Below are 3,960 nucleotides of genomic sequence, written 5' to 3' on the forward strand. Positions count from 1 at the left end.
CTTCATCGACAGAAATCATCATACGAGCAACGAGAAATTTGGGAAACATAATTTTTCATAGATTATTGGGAGTTACCAGGTGCCCTGTCTATTTATTTTCCTGCATAAAGTTATAGACGGCTCCAATCAGGTTAGCATCATTTTTGAACTCACACGTTTCAATCACTGGACGAAAAGGGGTGTGCTGCAGACGTGCAAATAGAGAGTCAAACTCAACTTCGATGCGCTCAAGGATCCCGTCCATACTGGATACGCCTCCCCCGATTACTATCTTCTCAGGATCAAACGCATAAGCAAGGTTGTAAAGTCCCATAGTCAGATACATAAAGAAGGTGTCTGCTTCTTCTTTAGCTATGACATCCCCCTGATTGGCAAGTTCAAACACCGCCTGTCCATCTATATCATCGTAACTCATCCCCATCCGCTCTGCATAACGACGGGACATGGCCACCGCTGTACCAATCTGACTGAATGTCTTAGTTTCATTAAGGAGCATGAAGCCGAACTCTCCACCGAATAAATGCGGTCCATGATGGACTTTTTTATTGACGATAACTGCCCCACCGATTCCCGTTCCAATCACCACGAAAAGAACATTGTCGTTATCTTTCGCAGCCCCTTTCCATACTTCAGCCAGACCTGCGCTGTTTGCATCATTCTCAAATGACACAGGCAGTCTAAACATCTCTTCGAGTTCATCATATATAGGGAAGAAGTGGAGGTATCTGACTGCACTGACTCCTTCTATCTGCCTGTCGATCTGATTGACCGCTCCGGGAGCCGAAAATGCGACTCCTTCAAGACTGTAAGTCGAATCAGCCTCTTCTTTCACACGAGAAAGTTGAGCTTTCATCTCTGCCCAGGTCTGCGGTGTTTTAAACTTCCCTTTATCTGACAAAGATTCATCAGACCAGATTCCATACTTAACTGATGTTCCTCCAATATCAAAAGCCAGTATTGCCATTATACCTCTCCACCTTCGCTAATAGTCTATTTTATCTTCTTACCAGACAGCAACCGTCCCGTCTGTTCTTGGTTCTGTCCCTCCGATCAGCACACCATTTTTGTTTCTTAAAATAATCTGACCCCTTCCGAACTGACCTTTTTCAAGAGTCACTTCTATGTCGTGTCCCCGGCGTTTCAGATCTGTCAGTACAGAAAATGGTATTTCAGGTTCAACGAGTACTTTCCGCCCTTTGACCCACTGCCATCTTGGTTTGTCTAGAGCATCCTGAGGGTTTAGCCCGAAATCAATCATGGACTGGATCACTTGAAGATGACCTTGTGGCTGCATGTGTCCACCCATCACGCCAAAAGGCCCCATCGGCTGCCCTTCTTTTGTAAGGAAAGCGGGAATGATGGTATTGAAAGGCCGCTTAGCCGGTGTAAGGGTATTCACATGTCCTTTTTCGTTTGTGAACCCAACGGCCCGGTTATTCAGACTGATGCCAAATTCCGGAATGACTGCCCCTGAACCGAAGCCCATGTAATTACTTTGAATGTATGAAATCATATTGCCGTCAGCGTCTGCTGCAGCAAGATAGACGGTTCCTGATGAATCACTGATACCTGGTACAGCATCTATCGCATCATGACCGATCAGATCTGCTCTTTCCTTTGCATATCTTTCAGAAAGCAGCTCTTCCGCACTTACCGTCATCCTCTCAGGATCGGCAATAGTCAAATTCCCGTCAGCAAAAGCCAGTTTGATTGCTTCGATCTGCTTATGTAGCGTCTCAGCGTCATCTTTTCCAGCCAGTTCCAGATGTTTAAGAGAGTTAAGCGCCATTAATGCTACGATTCCCTGTCCATTTGGCGGCATCTCCCAGACTTGGTAGCCTTTATAATCTACAGAAACAGGATCGACCCATTCCGGCTGGAAGGATTTAAGATCATCCAGTCTCAAGCTTCCTCCATGTCTTCTGGAAAATGCATCAATGGCTTCCGCAATCTTGCCATTATAGAAAGCATCCGCTTCTGTCTCACCGATCAGTCGAAGACCTCTGGCATGCCCAGGAAGTTTAATAATATCCAACGCCTGTTTCGCTGTACCTTCTGGTGCAAAGACCTTGAACCAGGACTCGAGTTCCGGGTAATTATCTTTCTCTTTAGAAAAGCGTTTGAAAGTACGTTGAAAGGCCTGTGAAACAGTATTCGTAATGACGTACCCCTCTTCAGCAATTTTCGCAGCTGGCTCCAGTACCTCTTTCAATGGAAGTTTCCCGTGTTTTTTACTTAAAGCAGCCCATCCGGCAGGAACCCCAGGAACAGTGACCGCATTGATGCCAAACGTTGGAAAGTCCTTTTCTTTCGTCAGGTATGGATCCGGATCCAACCCTTCAGGAGATGGCCCACTGGAATTCAGCCCATGCAGTTCTCCATCTTTCCATAATATGCTGAAACTGTCTCCTCCGATGCCGTTCGATCCTGGCTCCACAACAGTAAGTGTCGCAGCAGTTGCTATGGCGGCATCGATGGCATTTCCACCTCTCTTCAGTATGTCGAGCCCGACTTGTGCAGCTAGCGGATGTGATGTAGCAACCATTCCATTTTTACCAACCGCTAGCTCTCTTCGTGATGCATAATGAAATGCCCCTGTGTCGCAGTTTGCATCCCCCATTTTATTTCTCCCCTCATATGTAGTATCGGATCCTAGACCCGATACTTAAAACAACTTAATCTTTCAACTGAATGATCTCGATCTTATATCCATCAGGATCCTTAATAAAGAAGTAAGATGCTGCACCGTCAGATAATTCTGTCAGCTCTGTAACATCCTGCCCAGACTGACTGAACTCGTCGTGAGTATCGCTAAGATTCTCTACGCCTATTGCAATATGCCCGTATCCATTTCCCAGATCATATGGTTCTTCCTGATCATAATTATATGTCAGCTCCAGCTCCACTTCATCTCCAGGCAATGCCAGATAAACCAGGGTGAACTTGTATTCAGGATAATCTAGACGGCGAACTTCTTTCATTCCCAGAACATCTTTATAAAAATCCAATGACTTGTCCAGATCCTTTACTCTTACGCAAGTGTGCAGCATTCTTTTTCTCATAGGTAATTCCTCCTAAACTAGTATGTTTATATTTTGCCTTACTTTCATCAGGCCGTCAAGCAAACATGTATGAGGGGCAGCTTATATCCTCACTTTTTTGAAAGCGTTATAATTAATTTACTGAATATCTGAAAAAGGCTTGACTATCTATAATGTATGCGTTATCATTTACTTAGAAACATAGTTAGTAGCAGTACTACTAGTTTTCTTTTTCATAAATCATCTCCTTTCTATGCAAAAGAGCCCCTGCGGAAACAGGGGTTCTTTTTTGCGTTCAGCTTCTCTCATATAGTTCCAATGGGAGCCCATCCGGATCCTTGAAGAAAGTGAACAACCTGCCCGTATAGGGATCCGTTCTTACCTCTTCAACTTCGATTCCCTTGCCCTCCAGCTGTCCTTTTGCTTCTACTACATCATCCACTTCGAAACATAAGTGTCTCAACCCTACCGCTTCAGGTCCATTCGCTCTAGCTGGAGGATCTGGGAATGAAAAGAGTTCAATTTGAGCATTACCAGCTTCCAGGTCCAACTTATATGATTCTCTTTCCTCTCTGTACACTTCTCTGATGATAGTCAGACCGAGCGTTTGTGTATAAAAAGCTTTAGACCGGTCATAATCACTTGCAATGATCGCCACATGATGAATTCCATTAAACATATTCTGTTCCTTCTTTCTTTAAAAGTTATGGTCTATGTCCCTTTGCTTTTACGTTTCAATAAGCGTATAGTATTATGTTGAACTACCCCCACTTTCGCTCACGCTTAGAAGTGGGAGATTCCTGGGAACAAAGTAGACTTGACACACTTGTTTAATAGAGTATCAGCGGTTGCTTTTATTTACCAGGCTACCCCCGTAGTCCCTACGGTTGGAGTGTGTTAGACAAACTGTAGTATTTTA

At 44.4% G+C, this 3,960-nt stretch carries 4 protein-coding genes; all 4 read right to left on the reverse strand.

Features of this window, described 5'->3' with window-relative positions:
- Nucleotides 1–88: 88 nt before the first annotated feature.
- The 4 genes from ABFX15_RS11340 to gloA2 all read right to left on the reverse strand — a co-directional run bounded on the left by ABFX15_RS11340 (nucleotide 89) and on the right by gloA2 (nucleotide 3,720).
- Nucleotides 89–964: an ROK family protein gene (locus ABFX15_RS11340; protein ID WP_346025513.1), complete on the reverse strand. Its 876-nt coding sequence runs from the start codon at nucleotides 962–964 to the stop codon at nucleotides 89–91.
- A 39-nt stretch (nucleotides 965–1,003) separates the two neighbouring features.
- Entirely contained in the window at nucleotides 1,004–2,620 is a 1,617-nt protein-coding gene (ggt, locus tag ABFX15_RS11345) for a gamma-glutamyltransferase (RefSeq protein WP_346025514.1), read from the reverse strand.
- 55 nt (nucleotides 2,621–2,675) lie between these two features.
- Complete coding sequence (gene gloA / locus ABFX15_RS11350) at nucleotides 2,676–3,062, reverse strand: lactoylglutathione lyase (RefSeq protein ID WP_346025515.1); 387 nt, start codon at nucleotides 3,060–3,062, stop codon at nucleotides 2,676–2,678.
- A 274-nt stretch (nucleotides 3,063–3,336) separates the two neighbouring features.
- On the reverse strand, nucleotides 3,337–3,720 hold the full coding sequence (gene gloA2, locus ABFX15_RS11355; protein ID WP_346025516.1) for an SMU1112c/YaeR family gloxylase I-like metalloprotein: 384 nt from the start codon (nucleotides 3,718–3,720) through the stop codon (nucleotides 3,337–3,339).
- Nucleotides 3,721–3,960: the final 240 nt, after the last annotated feature.

This window comes from Alkalibacterium indicireducens (genome assembly GCF_039522005.1).
GTDB classification, from domain to species: domain Bacteria; phylum Bacillota; class Bacilli; order Lactobacillales; family Carnobacteriaceae_A; genus Alkalibacterium; species Alkalibacterium indicireducens.

Coding starts and splice junctions, on each gene's coding strand:
- ABFX15_RS11340 (WP_346025513.1), bottom strand. CDS start 964: ATGGCAATACTGGCTTTTGATATTGGAGGAACATCAGTTAAGTATGGA.
- gloA (WP_346025515.1), bottom strand. CDS start 3,062: ATGAGAAAAAGAATGCTGCACACTTGCGTAAGAGTAAAGGATCTGGAC.
- gloA2 (WP_346025516.1), bottom strand. CDS start 3,720: ATGTTTAATGGAATTCATCATGTGGCGATCATTGCAAGTGATTATGAC.
- ggt (WP_346025514.1), bottom strand. CDS start 2,620: ATGGGGGATGCAAACTGCGACACAGGGGCATTTCATTATGCATCACGA.